At 71.4% G+C, this 25371-nt stretch carries 23 protein-coding genes; 10 read left to right on the top strand and 13 right to left on the bottom strand.

Annotation, left to right across the window (positions count from 1 at the left end):
* Nucleotides 1-72: 72 nt before the first annotated feature.
* Nucleotides 73-846, top strand: a complete 774-nt coding sequence (locus ACYUED_RS30030) for a rhomboid-like protein (protein WP_491287003.1) — start codon at nucleotides 73-75, stop codon at nucleotides 844-846.
* Between the two features lie 146 nt (nucleotides 847-992).
* Here ACYUED_RS30030 and ACYUED_RS30035 read toward each other — a convergent pair whose 3' ends face one another.
* Nucleotides 993-1649 carry a GNAT family N-acetyltransferase gene (locus ACYUED_RS30035; RefSeq protein ID WP_491287005.1) on the bottom strand — a complete coding sequence of 219 codons (657 nt, stop codon included), beginning with the start codon at nucleotides 1647-1649 and terminating at the stop codon, nucleotides 993-995.
* Nucleotides 1650-1825: 176 nt separating this feature from the next.
* Here ACYUED_RS30035 and lon point away from each other — a divergent pair, with 176 nt between their 5' ends.
* On the top strand, nucleotides 1826-4240 hold the full coding sequence (lon, locus tag ACYUED_RS30040; RefSeq protein WP_491287007.1) for an endopeptidase La: 2415 nt from the start codon (nucleotides 1826-1828) through the stop codon (nucleotides 4238-4240).
* Between the two features lie 355 nt (nucleotides 4241-4595).
* Nucleotides 4596-5087, top strand: coding sequence for a MarR family winged helix-turn-helix transcriptional regulator (locus tag ACYUED_RS30045; protein WP_491287009.1), 492 nt, complete (start codon nucleotides 4596-4598; stop codon nucleotides 5085-5087).
* Between the two features lie 40 nt (nucleotides 5088-5127).
* Here ACYUED_RS30045 and ACYUED_RS30050 read toward each other — a convergent pair whose 3' ends face one another.
* Complete coding sequence (locus ACYUED_RS30050) at nucleotides 5128-5913, bottom strand: hypothetical protein (protein ID WP_491287011.1); 786 nt, start codon at nucleotides 5911-5913, stop codon at nucleotides 5128-5130.
* 378 nt (nucleotides 5914-6291) lie between these two features.
* Between ACYUED_RS30050 and ACYUED_RS30055 the strand changes: the two genes are divergently transcribed.
* From ACYUED_RS30055 to ACYUED_RS30075, 5 genes are read left to right on the top strand one after another with little or no spacing between them, the layout of a single operon-like run.
* On the top strand, nucleotides 6292-9954 hold the full coding sequence (locus ACYUED_RS30055) for a sensor histidine kinase (protein ID WP_491287013.1): 3663 nt from the start codon (nucleotides 6292-6294) through the stop codon (nucleotides 9952-9954).
* Nucleotides 9951-10454, top strand: a complete 504-nt coding sequence (locus tag ACYUED_RS30060) for a roadblock/LC7 domain-containing protein (protein ID WP_491287015.1) — start codon at nucleotides 9951-9953, stop codon at nucleotides 10452-10454. The genes ACYUED_RS30055 and ACYUED_RS30060 overlap by 4 nt, the downstream gene beginning before the upstream one ends.
* Nucleotides 10451-10891: a DUF742 domain-containing protein gene (locus ACYUED_RS30065; RefSeq protein ID WP_491287018.1), complete on the top strand. Its 441-nt coding sequence runs from the start codon at nucleotides 10451-10453 to the stop codon at nucleotides 10889-10891. Before ACYUED_RS30060 ends, ACYUED_RS30065 begins: the two co-directional genes overlap by 4 nt.
* Nucleotides 10872-11510 carry a GTP-binding protein gene (locus ACYUED_RS30070; protein ID WP_491287020.1) on the top strand — a complete coding sequence of 213 codons (639 nt, stop codon included), beginning with the start codon at nucleotides 10872-10874 and terminating at the stop codon, nucleotides 11508-11510. Before ACYUED_RS30065 ends, ACYUED_RS30070 begins: the two co-directional genes overlap by 20 nt.
* Before the next feature lie 26 nt (nucleotides 11511-11536).
* Nucleotides 11537-12790 (top strand): styrene monooxygenase/indole monooxygenase family protein, encoded by a 1254-nt coding sequence (locus ACYUED_RS30075; RefSeq protein ID WP_491287022.1) that lies wholly within the window; start codon nucleotides 11537-11539, stop codon nucleotides 12788-12790.
* Here the strand turns inward: ACYUED_RS30075 and ACYUED_RS30080 are convergent.
* The 4 genes from ACYUED_RS30080 to ACYUED_RS30095 all read right to left on the bottom strand — a co-directional run bounded on the left by ACYUED_RS30080 (nucleotide 12763) and on the right by ACYUED_RS30095 (nucleotide 16034).
* The gene (locus ACYUED_RS30080; protein WP_491287025.1) at nucleotides 12763-13875 is read right to left on the bottom strand and encodes a C40 family peptidase; all 1113 of its coding nucleotides are present in this window, start codon (nucleotides 13873-13875) and stop codon (nucleotides 12763-12765) included. The two genes, ACYUED_RS30075 and ACYUED_RS30080, sit on opposite strands and share 28 nt — an antisense overlap.
* 103 nt (nucleotides 13876-13978) lie before the next feature.
* The gene (locus ACYUED_RS30085) at nucleotides 13979-14290 is read right to left on the bottom strand and encodes a DUF8847 domain-containing protein (protein ID WP_491287029.1); all 312 of its coding nucleotides are present in this window, start codon (nucleotides 14288-14290) and stop codon (nucleotides 13979-13981) included.
* A 10-nt stretch (nucleotides 14291-14300) separates the two neighbouring features.
* On the bottom strand, nucleotides 14301-14948 hold the full coding sequence (locus ACYUED_RS30090; RefSeq protein WP_491287032.1) for a TetR/AcrR family transcriptional regulator: 648 nt from the start codon (nucleotides 14946-14948) through the stop codon (nucleotides 14301-14303).
* 147 nt (nucleotides 14949-15095) lie between these two features.
* The gene (locus ACYUED_RS30095; RefSeq protein WP_491287034.1) at nucleotides 15096-16034 is read right to left on the bottom strand and encodes an AurF N-oxygenase family protein; all 939 of its coding nucleotides are present in this window, start codon (nucleotides 16032-16034) and stop codon (nucleotides 15096-15098) included.
* Between the two features lie 126 nt (nucleotides 16035-16160).
* Between ACYUED_RS30095 and ACYUED_RS30100 the strand changes: the two genes are divergently transcribed.
* Nucleotides 16161-17270, top strand: coding sequence for a ferritin-like domain-containing protein (locus ACYUED_RS30100; RefSeq protein ID WP_491287036.1), 1110 nt, complete (start codon nucleotides 16161-16163; stop codon nucleotides 17268-17270).
* A 29-nt stretch (nucleotides 17271-17299) separates the two neighbouring features.
* On the top strand, nucleotides 17300-18148 hold the full coding sequence (locus ACYUED_RS30105; protein ID WP_491287040.1) for a hypothetical protein: 849 nt from the start codon (nucleotides 17300-17302) through the stop codon (nucleotides 18146-18148).
* A 261-nt stretch (nucleotides 18149-18409) separates the two neighbouring features.
* Here ACYUED_RS30105 and ACYUED_RS30110 read toward each other — a convergent pair whose 3' ends face one another.
* From ACYUED_RS30110 to ACYUED_RS30140, 7 genes are all read right to left on the bottom strand, one after another.
* Nucleotides 18410-18916, bottom strand: coding sequence for a DUF3291 domain-containing protein (locus ACYUED_RS30110; RefSeq protein WP_491287044.1), 507 nt, complete (start codon nucleotides 18914-18916; stop codon nucleotides 18410-18412).
* A gap of 44 nt (nucleotides 18917-18960) precedes the next feature.
* A complete protein-coding gene (locus ACYUED_RS30115) occupies nucleotides 18961-20424 on the bottom strand; it encodes a peptidoglycan D,D-transpeptidase FtsI family protein (protein WP_491287046.1) in 1464 nt (487 codons plus the stop codon).
* Nucleotides 20424-21848, bottom strand: a complete 1425-nt coding sequence (locus ACYUED_RS30120) for an FtsW/RodA/SpoVE family cell cycle protein (protein ID WP_491287048.1) — start codon at nucleotides 21846-21848, stop codon at nucleotides 20424-20426. The genes ACYUED_RS30115 and ACYUED_RS30120 overlap by 1 nt, the downstream gene beginning before the upstream one ends.
* Nucleotides 21849-21891: 43 nt before the next feature.
* Nucleotides 21892-22356, bottom strand: a complete 465-nt coding sequence (locus tag ACYUED_RS30125) for an SH3 domain-containing protein (protein ID WP_491287050.1) — start codon at nucleotides 22354-22356, stop codon at nucleotides 21892-21894.
* Between the two features lie 295 nt (nucleotides 22357-22651).
* The gene (locus tag ACYUED_RS30130) at nucleotides 22652-23890 is read right to left on the bottom strand and encodes an ATP-binding protein (protein ID WP_491287052.1); all 1239 of its coding nucleotides are present in this window, start codon (nucleotides 23888-23890) and stop codon (nucleotides 22652-22654) included.
* On the bottom strand, nucleotides 23887-24636 hold the full coding sequence (locus ACYUED_RS30135) for a hypothetical protein (RefSeq protein ID WP_491287054.1): 750 nt from the start codon (nucleotides 24634-24636) through the stop codon (nucleotides 23887-23889). The genes ACYUED_RS30130 and ACYUED_RS30135 overlap by 4 nt, the downstream gene beginning before the upstream one ends.
* 227 nt (nucleotides 24637-24863) lie before the next feature.
* Nucleotides 24864-25370 (bottom strand): protein-tyrosine phosphatase family protein, encoded by a 507-nt coding sequence (locus ACYUED_RS30140; protein ID WP_491287056.1) that lies wholly within the window; start codon nucleotides 25368-25370, stop codon nucleotides 24864-24866.
* Nucleotide 25371 lies beyond the last annotated feature (1 nt).

Consider the following 25371-nt stretch of genomic DNA (forward strand, 5'->3'; position numbering starts at 1 on the left):
GCGTGGCGTCGGTCACAGACAGGGAGCCCTGTGGTTGTCGAGGGTGGAGCGCAACAGAAGGAGCGCCTCACCGTGGAAACCACAGCGACGGCCGAGAACGAGCTCTCGGTCGCGCCCCCGCCTGGCGTGTCCGGGCTCCTGGACGGCATGCCACGCCAGCGCGGCCCGGTGAGCATCGCGGCGCCCAGCCTGCCGGTGCCCGTCCGCACGGCCCCCGCAGTCCATCCCTGGCGCCTCCTGCCGACGCCCACCGGCACCCCGTTCACCTTCGCCTACGCGGCCGTCCTGGTCCTCACCTCGCTGATCACCGCGTACGCCTCCCCCTCTTTCGTCTACACCCTCTACCAGGCCTCCAGCACCGACGTGGCGCACCTCGTGCAAACGCCCGTCCTGGTGCTGCTCGCCAGCGCGCTGTGGGTGGCGGGCGGGATCGCCTCGCCGTACATGTTCGCGTTCCTGCTCGTCATGACCGCGCTGGAGCGGCGGATGGGCGGGGCGCGGGCGGCTGTCGTCTTCCTGCTCGGGCACGTCCTGGCGACCCTCGCGACCGAGGGCACGGTGGGTCTCGCGGTCCTGGTGGGCCATCTCCCCGACAGCTCCCTGCACCGCCTGGACTACGGCATCAGCTTCGGCGTGGCGGCGGGCGTCGGCGCCCTGGCCGGACTGCTCACACCGTGGCTGCGCTGGCCGTTGCTGGCGCTGTTCGGCGGAATGCTGGTCGAGGACCTGATCGAGTTCACGGACCCGATGACCAACTGGGGGCACCTGATCGCGCTGGCGATCGGCATCGCGATCTGGCCGGTGATCAGGCGCTGGCATCGGGCGGGACCCGGCGCGGCCCGTTAGCGGCCCTGGTAGTCCCGGGGTTCGTGGGAGTCCTGGGGTTCCCGGGAGTCGCGACCTGTGAACGAGCTCGCGAACTCGCAATGCCGTCCCTGTGAACGGCGTTGCGAGTTCGTGGCGTCGGGCCCTTCGCGGCAGACATGCCCCGTTCAGGGCCGGCCCGCCGGGCCCACGAACTTCGCGCTCGTCAGCGGGGCCACGGTGCGCCAGCCCAGCGCCTCGTACAGCGCCCGCCCCGCCGGAGTCCCCGCCAGCACACCCGTCTCGGCGCCCTGCTCGGCCGCCGCGCGCTGCAAGGTCCGCATGACCACGCTCGCGAGCCCCCGTCGCCGATGTGCCGGCGCGGTCTCCATCCGGTCGGCGACCGCCGTCGCGCCGTTCGTCGCGATCTGCCCTCGGGCCGCGAGCGACCCGTCCGGCGCCGCGACCAGCACCGTGGTGACACCGCCCCGCGTCCAGCACCGCAACCGGTGGCCGTAAGGAACCTCCGTCTCCTCGGCTTCCGTCAGCGCGATCGTCATCAGATGCCCCGGCTCCGGATCCACCCACCAGCCCGCGCCCACCCAATCCCGCGCCGCCGACGGATCCCGGAACACCTTCAGCCAGACACCGGCCCCGGTCACCGCACCGGCCACCTTCCGCACGGTGTCCTCGTCGACGTCGTCGTTCGTCGCGCCGAAGACATGGCGCGAGACCTGGTCCACCAGCCCCACGTCGACCGTCCAGCCCCACGGTTCCTCCATCGGGGGAGCGGCCCGGCGCGAGACGACCCACCCGTGCACCCATGCCCGTACGACCTCGTCCACGACACCACCCCTGTAATGACTGCACTCTGCCTTCGACTATTACTGAACCGAAGATATGCGCAGCTCACGCTCCATCGACAGAGGTGATCGCTCACGGCGAACACGGCCTCGGGAACATTCATGGGGTCCCGTGCATTGAGTCGGCATAACTCAACTTGACTGCCGGAGGGTAGATCATGGCTTCGACGTCCACACCGCTCACCCTGCCCGTGCTGCCACTCGACGACGAGGTCGTGCTGCCCGGCATGGTGGTGCCGCTGGACCTGAACGACCCCGATGTACGCGCCGCGGTGGAGGCCGCCCAGGCCGCCGCCCGGTCCGAACCGGGCAAGCCGAAGGTCCTGCTGGTGCCACGCGTCGACGGCGCATACCCGGGCACCGGCGTGCTCGGCACCGTCGAGCAGGTCGGCCGGCTGGCCGACGGTGACCCGGGCGCCCTGATCCGCGGCCGCGGCCGTGTGAAGATCGGCGCCGGCACCACCGGCCCGGGCGCGGCGCTGTGGGTCGAGGGGACGAGGATCGACGAGAGCGTGCCCGAGCCGCTGCCCGGCCACGTCACCGAACTGGTCAAGGAGTACAAGGCCCTCGCCACCGCCTGGCTGCGCAAGCGCGCCGCCTGGCAGGTCGTGGACCGCGTCCAGGCCATCGACGACGTGTCCCAGCTCGCCGACAACTCCGGATACTCGCCCTTCCTGACCACCGACCAGAAGATCGAACTGCTGGAGACCGCCGACCCGATCGCCCGTCTCAAGCTCGCCACCCAGCAGCTGCGCGACCACCTCGCCGAGCAGGACGTCGCCGAGACCATCGCCAAGGACGTCCAGGAAGGCGTCGACAAGCAGCAGCGGGAGTTCCTGCTCCGGCGCCAGCTGGAAGCCGTCCGCAAGGAACTGCGCGAGCTGAACGGCGAACAGGACGGCGAGGAGTCCGACGACTACCGCGCCCGTGTGGAGGCCGCCGACCTCCCGGAGCACGTGCGGGAAGCGGCGCTGAAGGAGGTCGACAAGCTGGAGCGGTCCAGCGACCAGTCCCCCGAGGGCTCCTGGATCCGCACCTGGCTGGACACCGTCCTCGAACTCCCGTGGAACACGCGGACCGAGGACGCGTACGACATCCAGGGCGCCAAGGCGATCCTCGACGCCGAGCACGCGGGCCTGGAGGACGTGAAGGAGCGGATCACCGAGTACCTGGCGGTGCGCAAGCGCCGCAGCGACCGCGGCCTCGGCGTCATCGGCGGCCGGCGCGGCGGTGCCGTCCTGGCCCTCGTCGGCCCGCCCGGCGTCGGCAAGACGTCGCTCGGCGAGTCGGTGGCACACGCGATGGGCCGCAAGTTCGTCCGCGTCGCCCTCGGCGGTGTGCGCGACGAGGCCGAGATCCGCGGCCACCGCCGTACCTACGTAGGTGCCCTGCCCGGCCGGGTCGTCCGCGCCATCAAGGAAGCCGGTTCGATGAACCCGGTCGTCCTGCTCGACGAGATCGACAAGGTCGGCTCGGACTTCCGCGGCGACCCCGCGGCGGCACTGCTGGAGGTCCTGGACCCGGCGCAGAACCACACCTTCCGCGACCACTACCTGGAGGTCGAACTCGACCTCAGCGACGTCGTCTTCCTCGCGACGGCGAACGTCCTGGAGGCCATCCCGGAGGCCCTGCTCGACCGTATGGAGCTGGTCCGCCTCGACGGGTACACCGAGGACGAGAAGGTCGTCATCGCCCGCGACCACCTGCTCCCGCGCCAGCTGGAGCGGGCGGGCCTGGACACGGACGAGGTGACTCTCGACGAGAGCGCCCTGCGCAAGCTCGCCGGCGAGTACACACGCGAGGCGGGCGTCCGCACCCTGGAGCGGTCCATCGCCAGGCTGCTGCGCAAGGTCGCGGCCGAGCACGAGCTGGGCGCGCGCGAGCTGCCGTTCACCATCACGGACGGTGACCTGCGTGCCCTGATCGGACGCCCCCATCATGTCCCGGAGTCCGCCCAGGACCCGGCGGAGCGCCGTACCGCGGTGCCCGGTGTCGCCACCGGCCTGGCGGTCACCGGCGCGGGCGGAGACGTCCTGTTCGTGGAGGCGTCCCTGGCCGACCCGGAGACGGGCGCGGCGGGCCTGACCCTCACCGGTCAGCTCGGTGACGTGATGAAGGAGTCGGCGCAGATCGCGCTGAGCTTCCTGCGCAGCCACGGCGCCGGACTCGAACTGCCGGTGGCCGACCTGAAGGACCGGGGTGCCCACATCCACTTCCCGGCGGGCGCGGTCCCGAAGGACGGCCCGAGCGCGGGCGTCACGATGACGACGGCGCTGGCCTCCCTCCTGTCCGGCCGCCTGGTCCGCACGGACGTGGCGATGACGGGAGAGGTCTCACTGACCGGCCGGGTCCTCCCGATCGGCGGCGTGAAGCAGAAGCTGCTCGCGGCGCACCGCGCGGGCGTCACCACCGTCATCATCCCCAAGCGCAACGAGGCCGACCTGGACGACGTCCCCGCGGAGGTGCTGGACAAGCTCGACGTCCACACCGTCACGGACGTCCGCCAGGTCCTGGAACTGGCACTCGCGCCCGCCACGAGCGACGCGACGCCGAAGGTTCCCGTGGCGGCGTGACGGACGCCGCGGGATGAGGGAAGGCCCGGGCCCCGTGAGGGTGGCCCGGGCCTTCGCCATGCATATACGGGGGGATCAGCCGTTGGCGAGGGCGACGACCCGGTCCAACGCCCCGTTGAATGTGTCGTGGTCGCCGACGGTCGGCCCTCGGTGGGGAAGCGCTGAGGTGCCGATGTGCTGCTGGCGTGGGCATGCCAGACATTGCCTGGTTCAGAAGCTACGCACGTAGAAGAGGGGGAGGGAAGAGGGGCCGGATGCCGCCGTTGGTCCAGCCCTGCGAAATACTTGGAGAGCTGCGGCAACGACGGGGTCTGGCGGAAACTTTCAGGATCGGGAAACCGAGGCAGGGGCTGACGTGCACGAAGGCGATAACGGGGACGAGCGCCGCCTCCCGGCGCATGCGTCACCGAGTGGCGCGGACCATGAGTACCTGTCGCTGGAGCGCGAACTCACGGTCCTGTTCCGGCGCGCCCGCGCCAACCAGGGCGAGATGGCCCGCGAGGTCCACCCCGACCTGGAGCCGGCGGCGTACGGGCTGCTCATCCGGCTGGACGAGTGCGGCCGGCAGCGTGCGACGGAACTCGCGGCCTACATCGGCGTCGGCAAGGCGACCATGTCCCGCCAGCTGCGCGCCCTGGAGGACCTCGGGCTGGTCGCCCGCGAACCCGACCCCGCCGACGGCCGCGCCTGGCTCGTCCACCTCACGGACGAGGGGCACCAGCGGGTGAGCAAGGTCCGGGACGCCCGACGGGCGCGGTACGTCAGCAAGCTGTCCCACTGGGAGCGGCGCGAGGTGGCCGAACTGGCACGGCTGCTCGGGCAGTTGAACCGGGGAATGGAGAGGTAGGGGCGGGGGGACGGAGGGCCTGCGCCCGTCGCGGGGAGCGTCACAGCTCCACGTGGACCACCGTCGCGTCGTCGTGCGTCTTGCTCCGCCGCAGGAACACCCGTTCCGTGTCCGCGGTTTCGAGCGTCCGCACCCGCTCGACCAGCGCCCCCGCTCCCTCCTTCCGTACGAGCCGGAAGCAGTCCGCCCAGTCGCCCTCGCGGAACTTCTCCACCCATCGTGTCGCCCCGTCGGTCAGCGCGACCAGCGCACGTACCTCGCCGCGGGGGAGCGCCCCCGTCACGGCCCGTTCCGCCACCGACGGATCCGCGGCCGCCGTGAAGAAGCCGCCCTCCTTGTTCCGGACGGTGGAGTCCACCAGTGCGTCCGTCGCCAGGGCCGAGCGCGGCAGCCGGGACAGGCGGTCGTCCCGTACGGCCGTCACCGAGCCCTCCGACGACTCCAGGAGCAGGGCCGAGTCGGACAGGACCAGGTACTCGACGGTCTCAAGGCCCCAGCGCGCCACAACGACCGTTGCCTGCGGGGTGCGTGGGTGAGAAAGGTCACAGGTGTCTGCATGTGCCTCGGCCGTGCGGGCGATGGCCCGGGAAAGCACCTGGGGCAGCGGAACATCCGGGAGGGAAACAGTCAGTTCGGTCAGGGCGCCGCCGAGGCGGGCGACGTACCAGGGGACCGAATGCAGACAGCCCGTCTCGTCGCGCGGAGGCGTCACTCCGTCCAGGACGACGAGGGCGCCGCCCTGGCCGGAAGCGGGCAGGGCCACCGCGGCGAAGTCCTCGTTGGGGCGGGTGGAATCGCCGGGCTCCGAGACAAGTTCCGTACGCATTCAGCCAGTCTGCACGACCTCTTCACAGGGTTCGCCAAAAGGTGCCACTGGTTACCCAATCCACGCACTCGCGCAGGTCAGGCGCCTGGTTTGGGGTGGAATCCGTTGTTCCGGGAAGGCGTGTCGGCGAATAGTGCCACCGCCGGGCGCAGACGTCCAACCGGCCTGCCGCGCGAGGCCGCTGCACCCCTCCGAGGAACTTGCTCGCCAACTCCCCTCCGATGTTCACTCCTTCGGGTGGCGGGTCAGGTGATGCTCGGCCACTGCCCACCGGCACTGGGAGGGTCGGGGACCGTACCGGCGGTACGCACGGTCGGCGTCAGTTGACGGAGCGTCACCCGGGCCCATGAGTATCACGAGTCAGGAATGCGAGCACCGGTGCAGAAGACGCGGCCTCGTCGCACAGGCAAGCAGACGGACCCCGCAGCGGGCGCGGAGCGCACGCCCGGCAGCACCGGCACCACCAACGGCAAGGGCCGGCCCACCCACGTACGCAACCGGCTCGTCGTCGCCGTGGCCGTCGTGGCCGCCGCCATCGCCGGCGCCGGTGCCCCCTCCGTCCTCGCCGCCTCCGGGCAACTCCAGGACTCGCAGAACCTGGTGACGCTCGCCGAGCAGACCCAGGACGCCCTCAATCTCGCCCACTCGCTCGCCGACGAGCGCGACGAGGTGACGTCCTACATCGCCGCCGGCCGGCCCAAGTCCAAGGCGCCCACCGAGCAGGCGAGCGCCCGTGTCGACCGGCAGGTCGAGGACCTGCGGGAGAACACCGACACGTCCGCCTCCCTGCGCGGCGACCTCGACGGCATCGCCGCCCTGCGCCGCTCCGCGCTCACCGGCAAGAGCAGCGCCCTCCAGGCGCACGACGCGTACTCCGCCGCCATCACCGAACTGCACGGCCTCGCCGAGCAGCTGGCTCAGCAGATGCCGCCCCGGGCCGGTTCGGGCGCGTACGCCCTCGCCGAGCTGGACTCCGCCGTACAGCAGTCCGCCGCCGCCCGCGGGCTGCTCCTCGCGGCGCTCAGCGTGCCGACGTCCCAGCAGTCGGTCATCAGCCCCACCACCGGCCTGCCGACCACGACCACCACCTCCTCGGCCGCCGACACCAAACAGCGGGGCGCGCTGACCGCCGCCGCCCAGCAGGCCCGGCTGCGCTCCGACGCGGCCCTCGCCGACTTCCACGACACCGCGCCCAAGGCCGCCCGGACGTCGTACGACTCGACGGTCACCGGTGCCGAGGTCAACTCCGCCGAGCAGTACCTCGCCGCCCTCACCGACCAGCCGACGCTCTCCCCGTCCGAACTCGGCACCAGCGCCACGAAGGTCGACGCCGCGCTCTCCGCCCGCATCGACGCCATGCGCGGCGCGGAGTCCGCCCTCTACGACCGCCGCACCAAGGACCTCGCCCAGCTGCGCGACGACGACGTCAGCACGCTGGAGCTCCGCATCGCCGTCCTCGGCGCCCTCATGCTGCTCGCGGTCGGTGTCGCCACGGCGATGGCCCGCAGCCTCACGCGCCCGCTCTCCGTCCTGCGCCGCGGCTCGGCCCGGCTCGCCGAGGCGGAGGACCCGGCCGCCCAGGAACCGGTCACCTTCACCGGCCGCAACGACGAGTTCGCCCAGGTCGTCCGCTCCGTCAACGCCCTGCACGCGCACGCCGCCGCCCTGCACGGGCGCATCGCCACCCTGGAGGCCGACCGCAAGCACCTGGTCGGCCAGCGGCAGAAGATGGCCGACGCCCGCGAAGAGCTGCGCACCGATCTCGCCGACTCCGCAGCCCAGTTGGAGCGTCTGCGCGAGAGCATCGGCGGCAGGTTCGTGAGCCTGGCGCTGCGCACCCTCGGCCTGGTCGAGCGTCAACTCGCCGTCATCGAGGGCCTGGAGGAGCGGGAACACGACCCGGACCGCCTCGCCACCCTCTTCAAGCTCGACCATTTCGCCACGGTGATGCGCCGGCACAGCGAGAACCTCCTCGTCCTCGCCGGCACCGAGCACGTCCAGCAGAGCGCGCATCCCGTGCCTCTCGTCGACGTCGTGCGTGCCGCGGTCAGCGAGATCGAGCGGTACGAGCGTGTCCGCATAGCCGTGCTGCCGCCGCACGCGCACGTCGCGGGCTTCGCCGCGGACGACCTCTCGCACCTGCTGGCCGAACTGATGGAGAACGCCACCACGTTCTCCCCGCCCGACCTGCCCGTCGAGATCTCCGGTTGGCTGCTGGAGAACGGCGAGGTCATGCTCTCCGTGCAGGACGAGGGCATCGGCATGACCGGCGAGCAGATGGCGCGCCTGAACGCCCGCCTCGCCGAGTTCGACCCGGAGTCCCCCTACAACCACCAGGGCGACGAGGGCCTCGGCCTCGGCCTCTACGTCGTCGCGCGCCTGGCCCACCGCCACGGCGTCCGCGTCCAGCTGCGCGAGCAGAAGCAGGGCGGCGTCGCGGCGGTCGTGGTCGTGCCGGGGGGCCTGCTCGCCTCGGCCCAGCCGTCCGCCGTCCCGTCGGCCACCGCGCCCACCACGGGCGCCACCCCCGCCTTCTCCCTCCCGGGCGCCGACGCCGAGGCCAACTCCAATATCCTCTACGGCCGCTCGACCTCCACCGACCCCCTGGTCGCGCTGGCGGAGAACGCGATACGCGAGCGGGCGGAGCCGGGGCCGGAGCCCGTACCGGCACCGGCCGCCCCGACGGCGCCGGAGCCCACGGCCACCGAGCCACAGCCGACCTCCGACGACAACCCGCCGACCGCAGGTCCGCAGCCGGGGCTCGAGACACCGGCGGGCGCAGGTCCGCAGCCGGCCTTCGCCGTACCACCAACGGCAGGCCCGCAGCCGGGTGCGGATGTGCCGTCGGCCGCAGGTCAGCAGCCGGGGCTCGACGGAGCGCCGGGCGTCGAGTCGCAGCCTGGCTTCGCCGTTGCACCGGCCGCAGGCCCGCTGCCGGGCTCCGACGCACCGGCGGGATTCGAGTCGCAGTCGGAACTCGCTGCACCGGCGGACGTCGAGTCGCAGTCGGAACTCGGTGCGCCGGCGGATGCCGAGGCTCAGCCAGGGTCCTATGTACCGGCGGATGTCGAGGCGCAGTCGACCTCCGACGTACCCGCGGGATTCGAGTCGCAGCCGGAGTTCGGTGCGCCGGCGGGCGTCGAGCCGCAGCCTGGCTTCGCCGTTGCACCGGCCGCAGGCCCGCTGCCGGGCTTCGACGCACCGGCGGGATTCGAGTCGCAGTCGGAACTCGCTGCACCGGCGGACGTCGAGTCGCAGTCGGAACTCGGTGCGCCGGCGGATGCCGAGGCTCAGTCAGGGTCCTATGTACCGGCGGATGTCGAGGCGCAGTCGACCTCCGACGTACCGGCGGAATCCGAGTCGCAGCCGGAACTCGGCGCACCGGTGGACGCCGAGCCGCGGCCGGAACTCGGCGCAATGGACGCCGAACCGCAGTCGGAGTCCCATGTGCCCGACGTGCCGGCGGCCGAGATCACGATGGAACTTCTGATCCCGTCATTCGTGCCCGAGGCTCAGGACGAGCCGGTGGCCGAGACGCCGGAGAGCCATGACCGGCCCGCGCGTGAGACGGCCGAGGCCCACCCGCAGCCGGCGGCCGGGACGATCCCGCTTCCGGCTCAACGCACGGCCGCCGAAGCCGAGTTCGCCCCGCAGGAGCCGCCCGCACCCGACGGCGAGGGCGGCACGGGTGGCGTCGGCGGGTACGCAGCCGACGAAGGCGACGCCGAGGCGGAACACACCCGCACCCCGGACGAGGAGCCCGTCACCGCCAAGGGTCTCCCCAAGCGCACCCCCAAGATCACCGCCCCCACCCGGTCCGCGCCGCCACGCCGACGCTCCGTGGACGCGGAAGCCCTCCGCAGGAGACTCGGCGGCTTCCGCCAGGGCGCCCAGGCCGGCTACCGCGACGTAGAGACGGAGATCGCCGAACGGACGGCCGAGACCCAGGTACCGGCTCAGGCACCGACCCGGGTACCGGCCACCGAACAAGCCGTATCCGAAGAAGCCACGGGGGGCACTGTCGAGGAGGCAAGCAGTTGACCGCGCCCAGTACCTTCGGACTGAGCAGTGAAGCCCGCAACCTGCACTGGCTGCTGACGAACCTGGTCGAGGAGGTGCCGGGCATCCAGTCAGTAGCGGTGGTCTCCTCCGACGGCCTGCTCCTGCTCTCCTCCGACCCGGGCCGAAACGCCGCAGCCCGCGAGGCCCGCGGAACCAGGCCCACCGGGCCCCGGGGCTCCTCGGCCGACCTCGCCGCGATCGTCTCCGGCATCGGCAGCCTCACCATCGGTGCGGCCAAGCTGATGGGCTCAGGCAACGTGAAGCACACGATGGTCGCGATGGACGAGGGCAGCCTGTTCGTGATGTCGATCAGCGACGGCTCGCTGCTCGGTGTGCACGGCTCCGCGGACTGCGACATGAGCGTGGTCGCGTACCACATGGCCCTGTTCGTCGGCCGCGCCGGCCACGTGCTGACCCCCGAACTCCGCAGCGAGCTACGGAAATCCCTGGAATCGCAGTCCACGGGGAGCACCCGATGAGCAGTACGCCCAAGAAGCTGCCCGTGCGCCGTGGCGGCAGCAAGCCGGCCCGCGTGCGCCCCTACTCGCTCACCGGCGGCCGTACCCGTTTCGGCCACGTCCTCCTCGTGGAGACGTTCGTGGCGGCGCTGGAGGCGCCGGAGGAGCGCAAGGAGCTGACCGGGCGGACTTCCCATGTGTTGAGCTACGGGGGAGGTTCTCTCGGCACCCGCGTCATGCCGGAGATGCTCGCCATCGTCGAACTGTGCCGCCGTATGCGCACGGTGGCCGAGATCGCCGCGCTGCTGAAGATGCCGCTCGGCGTGGTCCGCGTGCTGCTCAGCGACCTCGCGGACCAGGGAAGAATCCGCGTGTACGGAACAGGTACCGGTCACGGCACCGGCCGTCCGGACCGCGCTCTGCTGGAAAGGGTGCTGAGTGGACTCCGTCGTCTCTGACGCCGCTCGCGGCGTCCTTCCGCTCCTCGACGAAGAGGGGCCCGTACAGCCCTGGCAGACGGATCGCACCCGCGCGCCCATCGCCACGAAGATAGTCGTGGCGGGCGGGTTCGGCGTCGGGAAGACCACTCTGGTCGGCGCCGTCTCGGAGATCACGCCCCTGCAGACCGAGGCGCTGATGACCGAGGCGAGCGAGGGCACCGACGACCTCACCGACACGCCCGGCAAGCTGACCACCACCGTGGCCATGGACTTCGGCCGCCTCACGCTCGACGACGACCTGGTGCTCTACATGTTCGGCACGCCGGGCCAGCAGCGGTTCTGGTTCATGTGGGACGACCTGGTGCGCGGCGCGATAGGCGCCGTCGTCATGGCCGACACCCGGCGCCTGAAGGACTCCTTCCCGGCACTGGACTACTTCGAGAGCTGCGGACTGCCGTACGTCGTCGCCGTCAACCACTTCGACGGCACCGAGCTGTTCGAACCGGCGGACGTGCGGGAGGCGTTGACGATCCCCGCGCGCATACCCGTAATGATCATGGATGCGCGGCGGAGGATCTCGGTGATCGAGACCCTCCTGTCCCTCGTCGGCCACGCGCTCGACGAGACCCCCGAGTAGTCGCCCCCTTAGGAGCAGTCACCCGCATGCGGAAGATACTCGTCGTAGGAGCCGGTCAGTCCGGTCTCCAGCTCGCCCTCGGCCTTCAGTCGCAGGGGTACGAGGTCACCCTGATGTCGAACCGGACGGCGGACGAGATCCGTTCCGGCCGGGTCATGTCGACGCAGTGCATGTTCCACACGGCACTGCAGCAAGAGCGCGATCTCCAGCTGAACTTCTGGGAGTCCCAGGCCCCGAAGATCGAAGGACTCGGCGTCTCGGTCGCGGCCCCCGGCTCGCACGACCCGGGCCCGACACAGCGTGCGATCGACTGGATGGGCAGGCTCGACGGGTATGCGCAGTCGGTCGACCAGCGGGTGAAGATGGCCGGCTGGATGGAGACGTTCGCGCAGCGCGGCGGCCAGCTGGTCATCCACGGCGCGGCGGTCTCCGACCTCGACTACTTCTCCCGTACGTACGACCTGGTGATGGTGTCGGCGGGCAAGGGCGAGCTGGTGTCCATGTTCGGCCGGGACGCGTCCCGTTCGCCGTACGGCGAGCCTCAGCGCGCCCTCGCGGTGGCCTACGTCCACGGGCTCGGCCCCCGCCCGGAGCACCCGGAGTCCGACGCGGTCCGCTGCAACCTGGTCCCGGGCGTGGGCGAGCTGTTCGTCATGCCGACGCTCACCACCTCCGGCCGCGCCGACATCCTCTTCTGGGAGGGCATACCCGGCGGCCCGCTCGACGCCTTCAACGGTGTCAAGGACCCGGCGGAGCACCTCTCCCTGACCCTGGAACTCATGGAGCGGTTCACGCCCTGGGAGTACGCGCGGGCCACCAAGGTCGAACTGACCGACGCGGGCGGCGTGTTGGCCGGCCGCTACGCCCCCACCGTGCGCAACCCCGTCGGCCGGCTGCCCGGCGGCGGCCTGGTCCTCGGTGTCGCGGACGTCGTCGTCGCCAACGACCCGATCACCGGCCAGGGCTCCAACTCGGCCGCCAAGTGCGCGGCTTCCTACCTGTCCTCGATCGTCGAGCAGGGCGAGAAGGAGTTCGACGAGGCCTGGATGCAGGCGACGTTCGACCGCTACTGGGACACCGCCCAGCACGTCACCAAGTGGACCAACGCCATGCTGGCCCCGCCGCCGGAGCACATCCTCAACCTCATCGGCGCCGCGGGCCGGCTCCAGCCGGTCGCCGACCGCTTCGCCAACGGCTTCAACGACCCGGCCGACTTCGAGAACTTCTTCTACGAGCCGGCCAAGACGGAGGCCTACCTCGCCTCGGTCGCCGGAGCCTGATCGCCGCCCGGCCGGCCCTCGTCCGGTCGGCCGTCGCCCCGCTGATCACCGTCCGGCCGGACGGCTCCCAGGACCGGATAGGCCGCGATCGGCGAGACCTTCACCTTCTCGCCGGTGCGCGGGGCCTGGATCACCATGCCCTGGCCCACGTACATCGCGACATGAGTGGCCTCGGGGAAGTAGACCACCAGGTCACCGGGGCGCAGCTGGTCGAGCGGGACGTGCGGCAGCTGCGCCCACTGCTCCTGGCTGGTCCGCGGGATCGGCTTGCCCGCGTGGTCCCAGGCCTTGGACGTCAGCCCCGAGCAGTCGTACGACGTCGGTCCCTCGGCACCCCACCGGTACGGCTTGCCCAGCTGCCGCACGGCGTACCGCAGCGCCCGGTCGCCCTCCTGCGACGCCGCGTGCCCGTCGCTCAGCGCGCCGGACGTCACCAGCCGCTGCTGCGCCTTGTCGACCCCGCTCTTCTCCAACTCGGCGAGCGCGGCCAGCTGTTCGGGAGTGAGGGAGACGAGGAGTTCCTCGACGGCCTTCAACCGCCTCTGTACGTCGTCCCGGTCCTTCTTCTGCCGTTCGGCGAGGGAGAGCTGGTCGTCCAGGGCCTTGCGCGCCTTGCGGGCCAGGACGTCGGCCTTCTTCTCGGTGCCGGTCAGTCGGCCGACCGTCTCGGCCCGCTCCCGCGCCAACTGGCCGATCACATGGCCCTGGTCGAGCGCCTGCTGCGGGTTGCGGGCCAGCAGCAGGCGTACGTACGAGGAGAGGTCGGTGCTGCCCTGGTACTGCTGCCGGGCCAGACGGCCCGCGGCGCCCCGGCTGTCCTGCAGCGAGAGGCGGGTCCGGGCCAGGGCGCGGTCCAGACGGGCCACCTCGGCGCGCTGCTTCCTCAGCTTCTCCGCGGTGGCGTCGTAGGTCTCGGTGGACCGCTCGGCCTCGCGGTACAGCCGCTGAAGGTCCGTCAGCTGCTGGGCGACGGTGCGTTCGCTGCCGGGGCCGGGCTCGGGCACGGCTGCGGCGGGCAGCGGTGCGAGGACGGCGCCGGCGGCCATCGCCGCCGTACACACCAGACGCAGAAGCCTTCCTGACACGTCATCACCTCCCGTGCGGGGCGGTCTCTCCGCTCCGTACAGTCAGCTCTTGACGTCCGTGGCACGTAATCGCACCGGGTGTGCGCGGTTCGGCTCAATCACGTCACCCGTCGGTGTCGTCCGGCTTGCCGCCCGGCGTGGCGTCCGGACCGGTGTCCGGCTTGGACCACGGCCACTTCAGCCTGTCGATCGTGCCCGAGGGGTCGTACTCGTACTTCCACCCCTGCGGCAGTCCGAGCCGCTTGCTGTGGCCGCGTGGGACGCGCCGGTAGACGAGCACGGTGGGCGGGCCCCCGGCGGCGTCCGGGAGCGGGATGCGGTACGTCTTGGGCGGGTGCCCGGTGGGGCCCACGAGGACCGGCAGCACACGGCCGTCCATCGGGCCGCCCTCGAAGGGGGTGTGTTCGCTCTTCACGGCACCAGTGTCAGACATCCTCCGCCAGCGCCCGCACCAGCGCGGCGGTCTGCGGGTCCCGGCCGGCGGTCACCGAGAGGACGGCCGTGAACTGCTCGACCAGCCAGTCCCGCAGCTCGTCGACCGGCGGCTGCTTGTCCTCGTCGAGCCAGATCAGGGAGGCCGCCTCGACCGCGGTGATCCACATCCGTACGGTCATGCGCAGCAGCAGCCCGGGCTCCGTGACCTCCAGATGGCTCAGGATGTGCTCCGCGGCGGCCCGGCGTACGCCGTCCACGATGGCGGTCGTCCGGGACGTCTCGACCACGCTGCCGCCCTGCAGCAGCGCGCTGAAGCCGGCGTCGTGCTGGTCGACGAAGGCGAGATAGCGGTCGAGGGCGCGGGACAGGCGGCCGAGGAGGGGGCCTTCGCGGGCCTCGTCGAAGCACTGCTGCAGCTCGTCGGCGGCGGACCTGAGCGCGGCCTCGTACAGCTGCTGCTTGCCGCCGGGGAAGTACCGGTACACCAGCGGCCGTGACACCCCGGCCGCCTCCGCCACGTCGTCGAGGGAGACCTCCTCGGGGGCGCGGTGCGCGAAGAGACCGAGGGCGGCTTCGAGGAGCTGACTGCGGCGCTCCTCGACGCTCAGACGGCGGTAGGCGGGCGCGGCAGGCGTCATGGGTGCAGCGTAGTCGGGCGGCCGCGCGTGCGTCGTGGCTGGTCGCGTGGGCGCGACCGGCCCGTACCCGGTGCCCAGCTGCCGGCGCCGGCCTCATCGGCCCGTACCCGGTGCCCATCGACCCGCACCGGCCGCCCCCACCCCGCATCAGGCCAGCAGCCCCGACGACCTCCACAACCGCCGCCCGACTCCCCGGAGTACGCCGATGTCATCCAGGAAGTCGGTCAGCTTCTTCGCTCCGCTCTGCATGACCTCCCGCCGATGGCCACTGGCCCTCACCTGCGCCATCGCCTCCCGCTGGTCCAGCCCGACGTTCGTGTAGACCTCGGGATTGACGAAGGCGACCGAGAACACCCGCGCGAACTCGCCGGAGGTGACCCGGGTGAACTCCTGCGACCACCTCGGCGCCGTCACCATCTGCCGCCGCAGCTCCTCACGGGCGTACCGGACATGCCGTGCCTCCTCGACCACGTGGATGCGTGTGACGCCACGGATCAGGGGCTGCACCCGCTCGTCCGGGAACGTCAGTCGCTGCATCCAGTCGAGGACCTCCTCGCCGAGCAGGGTGGCCGTGAAGGAGCCCGGGGTGGTCGAGATCGTCTTGAACAGCCGGCCCAGGTTCTGGTGCCCGCGGGCCACCGGGTACCAGGGCGCGTCCCCCCGCTCGATCAGCCGGGCGAACATCTTCGAGTGCCGGCATTCGTCCTCGATCTCGGTGAGCGCGTACCGCACGTGCGCGCTCGTGGCCGCCTTGTCGTAGATGTGCCGGACCAGCAGCTGCATGAGGATGAGCTCGAACCAGATGCCCAGCGAGGCGAGCGCCGCCGCCTCGTGCTGGGAGAGCAGGATCCGCTGCTCCTCGCTCATCCGCTTCCACATCGGCGTCTCGTACAGCGAGACCAGCTCCGGCGGCCAGAACCACTTGCCCTCCTCGAAGGGCGCGTCCCAGTCCAGCTCCTTGTCCGGGTCGAAGGAGTGCTTGGCGGAGGAGGCGAGAAGCCGCTCGGCCACCTGCTCGCGGTCCTTGAGCAGGCCGAGCGCATCGCGCAGACCGTCCAGCGCGTCGGCTTCCGTCAGGGTCGTCATCGTTCTCCCACCTTGTTACCCGGGGTCACATCCTCCACGGGTTATGAGACTGCTTGTCAGCAAGCTCGTCAATCCCTTGCGCGCGACTTGTTGACCCCGCGTCTACCACGTGTGAGCCTGCGAGACATGCCGACTTACGACCTGTACGCCATGGACGCGGGAGAGCCCCACTGGCAGGTGCCGGCGACCGGCGCGGCGCGTTTCGCCTGGGATTACGACGACGGCCGTGACCGCCTGCTCGCCCTGTACCAGAAGGGCAAGGACAAGCAGTGGGACGGGCAGCGGCGGATCGACTGGGATCTGGAGGTGGATCCGTACGATCCGCTCGGCACCCCGGACGAGTCGATGTCCCTGTACGGCACCAAGCACTGGGCCAAGCTCACCGACAAGGACAAGGGCGAACTGCGCAGGCACTACGCCTCCTGGCAGTTCAGCCAGTTCCTGCACGGCGAGCAGGGCGCGATGATCTGCGCGGCGAGGATCGTCGAATCGGTCCCCGATCTCGACGCGAAGTTCTACTCGGCGACCCAGACGATGGACGAGGCGCGGCACGCGGAGATCTACGGCCGCTTCCTGCACGAGAAGGTCGGGATGCTGTACCCGATCAACGACAACCTCCAGTCCCTGCTGGGCGACACGCTCCGGGACTCGCGCTGGGACATGCCCTACCTCGGCATGCAGGTCCTGATCGAGGGACTGGCGCTGGCCGCCTTCGGCATGATCAGGGACACCACCGACAAGCCCCTCCCCAAGCAGATCCTGGCCTACGTCATGCAGGACGAGGCCCGGCACGTGGCCTTCGGGCGCATGGCGCTGCGCGACTACTACAAGCAGCTCAGCGACGCGGAACTGCGCGAACGCGAGGAGTTCGTCATCGAGGGCTGCTACCTGATGCGCGACCGGCTGCGGGGCGTGGAGGTGCTGGAGAACTTCGGCATCCCGACCGCGGAAGCCGAGGAGTACAGCGAGCAGTCCGAATTCCTGGCGCTGTTCCGACAGTTGCTGTTCTCCCGCATCGTTCCCTGCGTCAAGGACATCGGGCTGTGGGGCAAGCGGCTGCAGCAGGCGTACGTGGACATGGGCGTGTTCGAGATGGGCGACTCGAACCTGGACCTGCTGATGGCCCAGGACGAGGAGATCGCGGAGCAGCTGGACGCGGAACGGTTCGCGGTGGAGGAGCAGGAGCGGGTGGCCGAGGTGACGGGGGCGATCGAGGCGGGCGCGGCCGAGGGATGACGGTCACCCGCATGCAGTAGCGTGCTGACGTGTCCACGCCTCCGCCGCCCCAGGGTCCCTACGGGCCGCCGCAGAATCCCTACGGCCAGCAGCCGCCACCTCAAGGCCCTCACGCGCCCGGCCCGTACGGGCAGCCGCCCGCGCAGCCGTACGGCCAGGCTCCGGTCCCGCCGTACGGGCAGCCGTACCCCCAACAGCCCTTCCCGCAGCAGCCCTACGGCTGGGGTCCGCCGCCGAAGAAGCGGCGGGTCGGGCTGGTCCTCGGCATCGTGGGCGGGGTCGTCGGAGTGATCGTGGCGGTTCTGGTGGGGCTCGCGCTGCTCGGGTCGAAGGTCGAAAGCGGCTTTCCCGACGCCGACTTCGCCCTGACGCTGCCCAGGACGCTGCTCGACGGGCGCTACGAACTCACCCAGGACCTCTCCGACACCCAAGGCCAGAAGATCGAGGAGGAGATGGACGGCGCCTGGGACGCCAAGGTCACCGACGCCAAGGTCGGGCAGTACAGCCTGAGCGGCGGCGACGCCAAGGGCGAACTCGTGATCTCGGGCATGTACGGGCGGTTCCAGCACGTCGACAAGGGCCGCGACAGCATGCTGAAGGGCGTCGCCGAGACCGACGGCATGAAGGTGGCCGTGCCGCCGAAGGACTTCCGGCCCGGTGGCTCCGGCATCACGGTCACCTGCGAAGTGGTCACCCAGAAGCAGCTCGGTACGACGCTGACCTACCCGGTCTGCGCCTGGGCGGACGGCAACACGGCGGCGGTGGTCGCCGAGGTGACCGCGAAGACGGTCACCCAGTCCCCGTCCGACGTCGACCTGGATGCCGCCGCGAAGACGACCCTCCAGGTCCGCTCGGAGACGGTGAAGGCGATCCACTGACGGCCGCCGCCGGCGCTTGTTGCGAAAGGGGCGTCCGCCGCGCGACGCCCGGCACGCTCCCCCGCCGCCTCAAGGGCGGGGGAGGCGCCCCGCTCGCCGCACCGCCGGAAGCCCGAGTACGCCCGGTGCGAGGGCTCCCGGACGGCGCTCCCAACCTCCGGCCGGGTGACCCCCAGAGCACGCACCGACGGTGACACCAGCCGCTGCGGCGGCGGGCACGCGGCCGCCCTTCGGGTGACGACGCCACTTTCGCCACCGGCGCTAGACCGAGCACCCCAGACCGTCCGGCACCTCCAGCGGCACCGGCTGCGCCCCCTGCGCGGGGAACGACGCCCGCAGGGTGAAGGCGTACGGCGTCGGGCCGTTGGCGCGCAGATGCAGCACGCGGGACTCCGCCTCGGCGACCGTGGGGCGGTGTCCTGCCGGGACCCACCACAGGGCCACCATCGCCTCCTGAACCCGCTCGAACCACTCCCTGCGGCGGGCGAGCATCTCGCGGTGGCGGCCCTGGTACATGTACGCCGTCAGCGCGTCGGCGTCGCGCCAGACCGACATGTTGATGATCAGCCACTCGTCTCCGAAGACGGCCAGGTCCGTCGCGTCGCCGTTCTCGTCCTGCAGCCGCCACACGAAACCGTCGGCTGCGTCCGCGTCGGCGTTCACGGGGTCGAGGTTGTCGACGAAGTCCTTCAACTGCTCCGAGTCCAGCGGGGCCTTGAGGCGGCCGATGTTCACCTGGGCGAGTTCGTACGCGAGGGCAGAAGTCATGTACCGAACGTTAGGTCGGGCGCCCTGGGTCCATAACCCCCGTCTCATTCCTTGGAGTTGAGCACCGACTCCATCACCGCCCGGGCGATCGGAGCCGCCACCCCGCCCCCGGTGATCTCCCCGCGGTCCGCCGAGCCGTCCTCCACCACCACGGCGACCGCGACCTTCGGCTGCAGGTCGCGGTCGTCCTGCGCCCACGACACGAACCAGGCGTACGGCACACCGGCGTTGCCGATGCCGTGCTGGGCGGTACCGGTCTTGCCGCCGACGATCGCGCCGGGGATCGCGGCGTTCGTACCGGTGCCCTCCCGGACGACGCCCTCCATCAGCTCCTTCATCCGGTCGGCGGTCTCCGGGCGCATCGCCTCGCGGGTGGGGCGCGAGCCCGCCGTGGCCACGATGGCACCGTTGCGAGTCGTCGTCCGCTCCACCAGATACGGCGTCCGCACCTGCCCGCCGTCGGCCACGGCCGCCGCGACCATCGCCATCTGCAGCGGAGTGGCCCGCGTGTTGTACTGCCCGATCGACGACAGTGCCAGCTGCGCCCTGTCGACCTTGGCGTCGAAGGTGCTCGGCGCCACGGAGAAGGGGATCCGCAGACCCGCGTTGTTGAAGCCGAAGGCCTGCGCCGTCCGCGCCATGTCCGCCACGCCCACGTCGACGCCCAGCTTCGCGAACACGGTGTTGCAGGACCACTCGAAGGCGTCCCGCAGCGGGGCGTCCTCGCAGCCTTCGCCCTCGTTCATCAGCGAGGTCGTGGTGCCCGGCAGCCGGTACGGGTCCGGCGAGTCGGTCGCCCTGTCGAGGTCCGTGACGACACCCGCGTCCAGCGCGGCCGCCGCCGTGACCACCTTGAACGTCGAACCCGGCGGGTACGTCTGCCGGACCGCCCGGTTGAGCATCGGCTTGTCCGGATCGGAGTTCAGCCGGTACCAGGACCGCGCCGTCGCCGCGGCGTTCCCCGACAGCACGGCGGGGTCGTACGAAGGACTCGACACCAGCGCCAGCACCCGCCCCGTCGACGGCTCGATCGCCGCCACCGCGCCCTTGCGCCCGTCCAGCCCTTCGTACGCCGCCCGCTGCGCCGCCGCGTTGAGGGTCGTGACGACGTTGCCGCCCCGGCCCTGGGCCCGTGTGAGGTCGTTCACCAGGGGGAACGGCGAGAGCATCGGGTCGGTGCCGGACAGCACGGCGTCCCCGCTGTGCTCCAGGAGCGTCGTGCCGTACACCTGAGAGGCGAAGCCGGTCACGGGCGCGTACAACGGGCCGTCCGTGTACGTCCGTTCGTAGCGGAGCTGCTCGTGGGAGTCCCGGGAGCCGGTGACGCTCTCGCCGCCGACCAGGATGTCGCCGCGCGGCTGGTGGTAACGGGCGATGGCGGTACGGCGGTTGGCGATGTTGCCGTCGTAGGACCCGGCCTTGAAGATCTGGACGCGGGCGGCGTTGGCGAGGAGCGCGGCGAGCAGAAGGACGCAGAAGAAGCCGGCGTGCCGGATGTGCTTCGTCATCACGCCGCCACCTCCCCGTCGTACGGGCTCCGTGCGTCGCTCTGGCTTCGTGCCGCATGACTCACCCGGATCAGCAGCGCCACGATCGCCCAGTTGGTCACCACCGACGACCCGCCCTGCGCGAGGAACGGCATCGCCATGCCCGTCAGCGGGATCAGCCCGGTCACCCCACCCGCGATCACGAACACCTGGAGCGCCACGATCGAGGCCAGCCCGACCGCCAGCAGCCGGCCGAAGGGGTCGCGCAGGGCGAGGCCGGCCCGGTAGCCGCGCTCCACGAGCAGCCCGTAGAGGAGGAAGATCGCGGACAGGCCCGCCAGGCCCAACTCCTCCCCGGCGGTGGCGAGGATGAAGTCGGACTTCGCCGCGAAGCCGATGAGGATCGCGTGGCCCACGCCCAGGCCCGTCCCGAGCAAGCCGCCCGCCGCGAAGGCGAACAGGGACTGGGCGACCTGGCCCGGGCCCTGGCCGGCGTCGATCGACGCGAAGGGGTGCAGCCAGTCCTGGACGCGGCTGTGCACGTGCGGCTCCAGCCAGCCGACGGCCACGGCGCCCAGGGCGGCCAGCAGCAGGCCGACGGCGATCCAGCCGGTGCGGCCGGTGGCGACGTACAGCAGGACGACGAACAGCCCGAAGAACAGCAGCGAGGTGCCGAGATCGCGCTCCAGCACCAGAACGCCCACGCTCAGCAGCCAGATGGCGAGGATCGGGCCCAACGCCCGCCCGGTGGGAAGCTGGACCCGCCTGAACCGCCACACCTGACGTCCGGTGTACGCCAGCGCGTTGCGGTTGGCCGCCAGATACGCGGCGAAGAAGACCGCCAGCAGCACCTTCGCGAACTCGCCCGGCTGGATGGAGAATCCGGCGACGTGGATCCAGATGCGCGCACCGTTCACGGCCGGGAAGAGGATCGGGAGCAGCAGCAGGACGAGCGCGCCGACGACGCAGACATAGGCGTAGCGCTGCAGCACCCGGTAGTCGCGGAGCATCAGCACGACCACGGTGAACAGGGTCACCCCCAGCGTGGACCACACGAGTTGGGTGGGGGCCGCGTGGTCGTGCGGCGTCTCCAGGTCGAGCCGGTAGATCAGGACCAGACCGAGGCCGTTGAGCAGGACGCCGATGGGCAGCGGCAGTGGGTCCGCGTAGGGGGCGCGCAGCCGCACCGCGAGGTGGGCGAGGAGCGCGAGCACGCCGAGCCCGGCGCCGTAACCTGCGGCGCCGGGCGGGACGGTGCCGTTCCTTGCGAGGCCGACCGCGCAGTAGCCGTACACGGACAGCAGTACGGCGATGACGATGAGGACGAGTTCGACGCCACGGCGCCGCGGCGGGCGTACCGCGCGAGCGGGGACGTCCGCCTGTACCACGGTGGTTCCGGCGGTTCCGGTGGTTCCGGTGGTTCCGGTGGTTCCAGCCTTGGTCATGTCCGGAAACCTACCCAAATCATGTGTCCTGTGATCTTTGGTCTCAGCACCAGCGTGGCGGGGTTCCGATGGTGTCGATGTAGCGGGCCGAGCCCCAGGCCCAGGTGCCGTCCGTGAGGAGGTACCACTGGCGGTTGCCGTCCACGCTCTGGCCGTTGGTCCTGCAGAAGATCGAGACGCGCTCGCCCCGGTGGGCCACGCGGATCACCTGGCTGCCGCGGTTCGGCGCGCTGCGCAGCAGCAGCTCGCTCGCGGTCACGACGCCCCGGGAGAGCCGTTGGTCGTCGTGGTGGTCGTCCCCCTGGTTCCAGTCGCCCTGCTGGCCCGAGTTGCCCTGGCCGCCCTGGCTGTCCTGGTTGCCTTGGCCTCCCTGGCTGGAGCCGGGGTCTCCGCCGTCACCACCGCCCCAGTCGTCGTCCGCGAGGGCGGGAGCGACGGCCACGGAGGTGATGAGAGCGCCGGTGGCGGTGGTTATGGCGAGGCGGGTGAGGGTGGATCGCAGGGACATGGGAGTACCTCCACGAAAATGGGGCGAGGCTGACTAATCGCCACATTAGGAGCAGTCAAACGGCCCCGCCCGCCACGCTGGTCCATAGGAGCGTCCGCGCCTCGCGCCCTGTGCCTCGCACCCCGCCGTTCGCGTCCCGCGCCGGGCTCCGGCTCCCAGTGCCGCGTCAGCCAAGGTTCTCCCCGTCGCGACGCCCGGCACGCGCCTCCGCCCTCGAACCGGCTCGCCCGGCTCGGGCGGGGGACCCCCACGACGCCGCTCCTTGACGGTCAGACCTCGACCGACGCGGCCCTGGCTAGCGGAGCGTCAGCGTGGCCGCGGCCCCGCCGTCCACCGCGTTCGTGAACGTCAGCCGCGCCCCGAGCGTCTCCGCCTGCCCGACGGCGATGGTCAGCCCGAGCCCGTTCCCCTTGACGCCGCCCTCGGTGCGGAAGCGCTGCGGCCCGTGCTCCACGAGATAGTCCGGGTACCCGGACCCGTGGTCCCGCACGGTCACGACCGGCCCGTCCACGGTCAGCGACACCGGCGTCCGCCCGTGCTTGTGCGCGTTCGCGACGAGATTGCCCAGCACCCGCTCCAGCCGCCGCCGGTCGGTCTCCACCAGGGTGTCCCGCAGGACGACGACCGAGGTGTCGGTGCCGGACGCCCGCACCACCCGCGCCGCCAGCGCGCCCAGTTCCTCCGTGTCGAGCTCCAGCCGCTCCCGCCCGGTGTCGAGCCGGGAGATCTCCAGCAGGTCCTCGGTGAGCGTGCGCAACGCGGCCACCCGGTCGCGCACCAGCTCCGTCGGCCGCCCGGGCGGCAGCAGCTCGGCCGCCGCGTGCAGCCCGGTCAGCGGGGTGCGCAGCTCGTGCGCCACGTCCGCCGTGAACCGCTGCTCGCTCAGCAGCTTGCCCTGCAGCGAGGCCGCCATGGAGTCCAGCGCGGCGGCCACCGCGGCCACCTCGTCCTGGGGATGCGTCGGATCGTTCGTCCGGGGATCGTCGACGCGCGCGTCCAGGTCGCCACCGCTGATCCGGCGGGCCACAAGCGCCGTGGCGTGCAGCCGCCGCGTCACGCGGGTCACCGCGAAGGCGCCCATCAGCAGCGTCACCCCGATCGCAAGCCCCGACGACCACAGGATCGAGCGGTCGAGCCCGGCGATCGTGCGGGACTGCTGCGCGTAGTCGACCTCGACGGCCAGCGCCCGGTTCCGGTCCGCGGGACCCGCTGCCCACATCGTGGGATGCCCATGGTGATCGGAGACCATCGTGCCGCGATCCCCGTCCACCGCCAGCGCCCGCAGTGCCGTCGGCAGCCCCGGGGGATCGACACCTGCGCCCAGCCGCAGCGTTTCCCCGGCCGCGTACGCCTTCGTGGCGTCCGCCAGCCGGGACAGCGCGAGTTTGCGGGCCTGGCCGACGGTCTGGTTGGTCACCGACACGTGCACGAGCACGCCGAGCATCGCGGCGAGCGCACAGCACATCACCGTGATGAAGAGCGCGGCCTTCGCGGCGAGCGTCCCGGCCCACTGGGGGAGCGCGAGCCTCGTCATGGGGTCGCCGAGGGGGAGGCGGACGGGGAGGCCGAGGGGGAGAGGGACGGGGAAGCGGAGGGGGTCGACAGCCGCTCGCGCCTGCCGAGGTGCAGCATCTCGTCGTGGGTGAGCAGCATGACCCGCTGGTCCGGGTCCCAGGTCCACTGGAAGCGGTACTCGTAGTCGGCGAGGTCGGAGGGCGCGTGGATGATCACGGAGCGTCCGGCCAGCTCGACACCGCTCACGGCGTCGTTGTTGGACATGACCTGGATGACCCGGCCGCTCTCGACGGTGTAGATGCGCACAGCCGTCTGATTGCCGGGCAGCAGCCGGAAACCCAGGGTCAGATCGGGGTGCCCGTCACCGGTGATGTCCCGGTAGTAGGCCTTGAGCAGGGGGCATTTGGCGTTCACCGGATTCTTGCCGCAGTAGGCCATCCGGCGGGCCGTCTCGCGGTACGGCGCTTTCGAGCCGTCGTAGTCGTCCGGGTGCTGGGCGATCTCCGCCTTCACCACGGTCACCGGATCCACCTTGCGGATGTCGTCGCCGGGGGCCGTGACGCCCTTCACGGCCTCGACCTCGCCGTTGTCGTAGTTCCAGGCGGGACTGGAGGCGGGAGTCAGGCTCGGCCACAGCTTGGCCGGGCTGGTCGCTGTCGAGGTCGCCCCCGCACCCCGCAGCCCGCCCGTGTCACCGCAGCCCGCCGCCGACAGGGCGAGCAGGGCAGTGACGAGCGCTGTGCGTGCGGCGCGAGTGCGGAGCACTGTACTCCTGTGGCTGAGAACGATCGGTGACCTGCTACACCCTATTCGTCCGGCGAAACGATTAACCGGCCACTCGGCCACTCGGCCACACGGGTGCACGGCTGCTCGGCTGCCTGGGACCTTGGCTGCACGGCAGGTGCTGGCCGGGGTGCTCGCCTGTGCGCCTGCTGGAGGCTCGCTCGTTCGTCCGCTCGCCCGTGCGCCTGCCGGGCTACGCGCCCGCACGCCTACTCCGCCAGGTCCTCCAGCAGTCGGGCCGTCGGCAGCCCGGCACGCAGATAGTCGACGAACAGATCGTTGTGCAGCGCCCACGGCGAGCGGTGGGAGCGGATCAGCCGGATCGCCTGCTCGGCGGAGTACCCCCGGCGGACCAGGGCGTGCGCGACGACCAGCCCCGAGCGGTTGTACCCGTGGTAACAGCGGACGAGGACCTTGCGGCCCTCGTCCAGCGCCTCGCTCGCCGCCTGTGCCAGGCGCATCACGCCCGCGAGCTGTGTGCCGTCCAGCGGCCCGTCCGGTATCGCCCACACATGGTGCTCGACGCCAGGGTCGGGCCCATGACCCGGCAGTCTCAGCAGGGTCTGCACGAGATCGAACTCGCCCCGCACGACAGCGAACTCCAGCTGCCCGGTGTGACCCCTGAACTCGTGCCCGCCCATCCACAGTCCGGGCACTATCTCGCTCCATGGACTGCCCGGAGCCGGTACGTCGGGTTGCTTCCTGCGGGTACGCAAC

This window comes from Streptomyces sp. DF42 (assembly GCF_058267695.1).